Raw genomic sequence first — 3,310 nt, forward strand, 5'->3', positions numbered from 1 at the left:
TGATGTCAGTTAATTGATTATTATTAATTCTCTTATTGTAATGATTAGCTATTTTTTTGGTTTGTAGTTTGGGTTACATCCGTGATATAGAAGTATGGAGTCGTCGGCAGCGTCGAATGTGTATAAGAGACAGTTCCAGGGTGGGAAGGAGGGGGTCCTTCCACCTGCAGCGGAACCACCGTTTCCGCCGTTGACCGAACCAGGAGGGCGCATGCGCGTCGTGGTAGCGCCGGACAAGTTCAAGGGATCCCTGTCCGCGCCGCAGGTCGCCGCCCACCTGGCCGCCGGGCTGGTGCACGCCGCCCCCGGCACGGAGGTCGTCCAGGTGCCGATCGCCGACGGGGGCGACGGGACGCTGGACGCGGCGATGTCCGCCGGGTACCGGCGGATGCCGGTGTCCGCACAGGGGCCGACCGGCGAACTGGTGGAGACCGCCTACGCCGTGCGGAACGGCACCGCCGTCGTCGAGATGGCCGACGTGTCGGGGCTGCGCCGGCTCCACGGCGGGCGGCTGGCCGCCCGCACCGCGTCGAGCTACGGCACGGGCGAGGTCGTCCGGGCCGCGCTCGATGCGGGATACCGCCGCATCGTTCTGGGGATCGGGGGCAGCGCGACCACGGACGGCGGCGCAGGGCTGGTGCAGGCGCTGGGCGGACGCCTGCTGGACGCCGGGGGCCGCGAGGTCGGGCGGGGCGGTGCCGCCCTGGCCGCCGTCGAGTCGCTGGACCTCTCGGGTCTCCACCCGGCCCTGCAGGAGGCCGAGGTCGTCGTCGCCTCCGACGTCGACAACCCGCTGCTGGGCCCGCGTGGCGCGGCGGCGGTCTACGGACCGCAGAAGGGCGCCTCGCCGGACGACATCGCGGAACTGGACGCCGCCCTGGCCCGCTGGGCGGCGGCCGTACGCGGCGCGACGGGCACCGACGTGGCGGACCGGCCTGGTGCCGGCGCTGCGGGGGGCGTGGGGTTCGCGGCGCTGGCCGTGCTCGGCGCGACGCTTCGACCGGGGATCGACCTCGTCCTCGACCTCGTTGACTTCCGCGGCGCGCTGCCCGGTGCCGGCCTGGTGATCACCGGCGAGGGCTCGCTGGACGAACAGACCCTGCACGGCAAGGCGCCCGCCGGTGTCGCCGCCGCCGCCCGCACGGCGGACGTACCGGTCGTCGCCGTCGCCGGCCGCTCGCTGCTGTCGCCCGCCGACCTAGAATCCACCGGCATCCGCGCCGCGTACGCGCTGACCGACATTGAAGGCGACCCCGCCCGCTGCATGAGCGAGGCAGGCCCCCTCCTGGAGCGGCTGGCCGCACGGCTCGCCGCCGACTGGATCTCCGACGACGACAAGGAGCGGATCACATGACAGCAAAGCCCAGGGCCGAGGGGAGCGTCATCGTGCCGCTCTTCCTCAACGGCGAGGGCATGCGTGGAGGCCGCGTGCATCCCAGCATCGCCCACTACGCCTTCCTCGGTGAGGCGAGGACCGCCCCGCGCTACCGCTTCTACGCCTACGAGGGGGGTTTCCCGGCCCTGTGGCGGGTCGCCGAGGGAGGGGTCTCGGTCCCAGGTGAGCTGTACGCTCTCCCTCTAGAGGCCGTCCGGGACGAGTTCATGCCGGTGGAGCCACCCGAGCTCGAGCTCTCGGTGATCGAACTCGAGGACGGGTCGGCGAGCCTCGCCGTGGCGCTGCGTCCCGAGGTACACGCACGGGGAGAAAGCCTCATCGACATCTCCGACTGCGGTGGCTGGCGCGCCTATCAGGCGAGTCCAAGGCATCGATAACGGCGCGGAGGAGGCAGACTACCTGCGACATACGCCAGCAGAGCGAGGTGGCAGGTAGTGACCACGTTCCGACCGCAGACCATGCAGGAGGCGGTCCTCCGGGAGCTGCGACGCCAGATCAACGACGGGGAACTACCCCCGGGAACCGTGATCCGGGTCGATGCGGTCGCAGGGGCTCTGGGGATCAGCCGGATCCCGGTCCGCGAGGCCCTCATGATCCTCGAGGGAGAGGGGCTGGTGACGCATCGTCCTCACGTGGGCTTCGCCGTCCCGAGCCTCACCGCTGAGGAGCTCGATGAGATCTATTACCTTCGCGGGCTGCTCGAGGACGAGGCCCTGCGGCGGGCAGTGCCCAACGCTGCGGACACCGACCGCGCGGCGGCTCACGAGGCCTGCGTGGCGGCCGAGGATGCGCTCAATCGGAAGCAGATCAACGCATTCAGCGAGAATGGGCGACGTTTCCACGAGATTGTCCTCGCGCCCTGCCGCATGCCGCGACTGCTTCGTCTGCTCGAAGGCCTGTGGGACGCCACCGAGACCTACCGAGCCGCAAACAGACTGGACGAGACAGGGCAGAAGAACCTGCAGGCCGAGCACCAGGTCATGCTGGAGGCCTTCCTCGCCGGTGACGGGCAGCGACTGATCGAAGCAGCGGAGCAACACCGACAACACCTGCTCGCCGGCGCCCAGCTCGGCACGTGTCCGACAACCGACACGCCCGCCGGCCAGCCCTGACAGCACGGCCAGGCGCGGCCCGGTGCCCCGTCCGCCGGAGGGTCCTCGGCGAGCGGTCAGCGCCGGCGGTGGAGCACGTCGAGCACTGCAAAGATGTCTTGGACGTCGACCACCAGTCCGAGGCCGGCGCGCGGGCGACGCGAGGGCTTCTGCACGGTACGCCGGGTCAGCCCGGCGCGGGAGAGCCCGACCTCTAGGCGGTCCGCACACGAGGAACACCGGACATCGGAAATGGATTCGGTGTCGGCAAGGTCCTCTTCAACGATATTCGGAGTGCTCATGCCCGTCATTCAAGCCTGATCCGCGGCAGAGAGAACATGATCCCGGACACCACGGCGGGTAGAAAAGAACACAGCGTGGTACCCATGCGGGACGAATGAAGACAGGGGCGGGGGACTTCTGATGCGAGAAGGGGATGAATGAGGTGCAAGTGGGGGACCTCGCCGGTGAGACCAGCCCCGGGTGGGCTTCGCGCTCGATCGGGGGAGGAACGGGACGACGGTCCCCAGGGGCCTTTGCAACCCCGACATGGGGCACGACATCCCGCTGGCGGTGGGGACGGCGTCTCGGCGGGGAATCGGATAAGTCGAGGCGCTGGTCGCGCGGTCGGATGCGGCGTGCACCGCAAGGGCAGCTTGGCCCGAGCACACCGAAGGCCGATTGCGGGCCTGTTGCCGGAGATCACCCGGGTCCTGGAAGATACCCAATGAGATCGCGCGAAGGTTGACTTCAGGCAACGGCGGCGATGTACGCCAATTCGGGGTCGCCGAAGAAGCCTCGGACGATGTGCGGTAGGCGCTGC

At 69.2% G+C, this 3,310-nt stretch carries 4 protein-coding genes; 3 read left to right on the top strand and 1 reads right to left on the bottom strand.

Annotated elements, in window-relative coordinates; all coding sequences use genetic code 11:
- Positions 1-211: 211 nt before the first annotated feature.
- Genes CNO22_RS26300 through CNO22_RS26310 form a run of 3 tightly spaced genes read left to right on the top strand, consistent with a single transcriptional unit; the run spans position 212 to position 2,508 of the window.
- Positions 212-1,354: a glycerate kinase gene (locus tag CNO22_RS26300; RefSeq protein WP_100502187.1), complete on the top strand. Its 1,143-nt coding sequence runs from the start codon at positions 212-214 to the stop codon at positions 1,352-1,354.
- Positions 1,351-1,773: an allophanate hydrolase-related protein gene (locus tag CNO22_RS26305; RefSeq protein WP_100502188.1), complete on the top strand. Its 423-nt coding sequence runs from the start codon at positions 1,351-1,353 to the stop codon at positions 1,771-1,773. Before CNO22_RS26300 ends, CNO22_RS26305 begins: the two co-directional genes overlap by 4 nt.
- A 57-nt stretch (positions 1,774-1,830) precedes the next feature.
- Positions 1,831-2,508, top strand: a complete 678-nt coding sequence (locus CNO22_RS26310; RefSeq protein WP_100502189.1) for a GntR family transcriptional regulator — start codon at positions 1,831-1,833, stop codon at positions 2,506-2,508.
- Positions 2,509-2,564: 56 nt separating this feature from the next.
- Here CNO22_RS26310 and CNO22_RS26315 read toward each other — a convergent pair whose 3' ends face one another.
- Positions 2,565-2,789 (bottom strand): hypothetical protein, encoded by a 225-nt coding sequence (locus CNO22_RS26315; RefSeq protein ID WP_157937146.1) that lies wholly within the window; start codon positions 2,787-2,789, stop codon positions 2,565-2,567.
- Positions 2,790-3,310 lie beyond the last annotated feature (521 nt).

This window comes from Geodermatophilus chilensis, assembly GCF_002802985.1.
Lineage (GTDB): Bacteria > Actinomycetota > Actinomycetes > Mycobacteriales > Geodermatophilaceae > Geodermatophilus > Geodermatophilus chilensis.

What these genes read in the sequence shown, in the direction of transcription:
- CNO22_RS26300 (WP_100502187.1), top strand. Translation starts at nt 212, where the DNA reads ATGCGCGTCGTGGTAGCGCCGGACAAGTTCAAGGGATCCCTGTCCGCG.
- CNO22_RS26305 (WP_100502188.1), top strand. Translation starts at nt 1,351, where the DNA reads ATGACAGCAAAGCCCAGGGCCGAGGGGAGCGTCATCGTGCCGCTCTTC.
- CNO22_RS26315 (WP_157937146.1), bottom strand. Translation starts at nt 2,789, where the DNA reads ATGAGCACTCCGAATATCGTTGAAGAGGACCTTGCCGACACCGAATCC.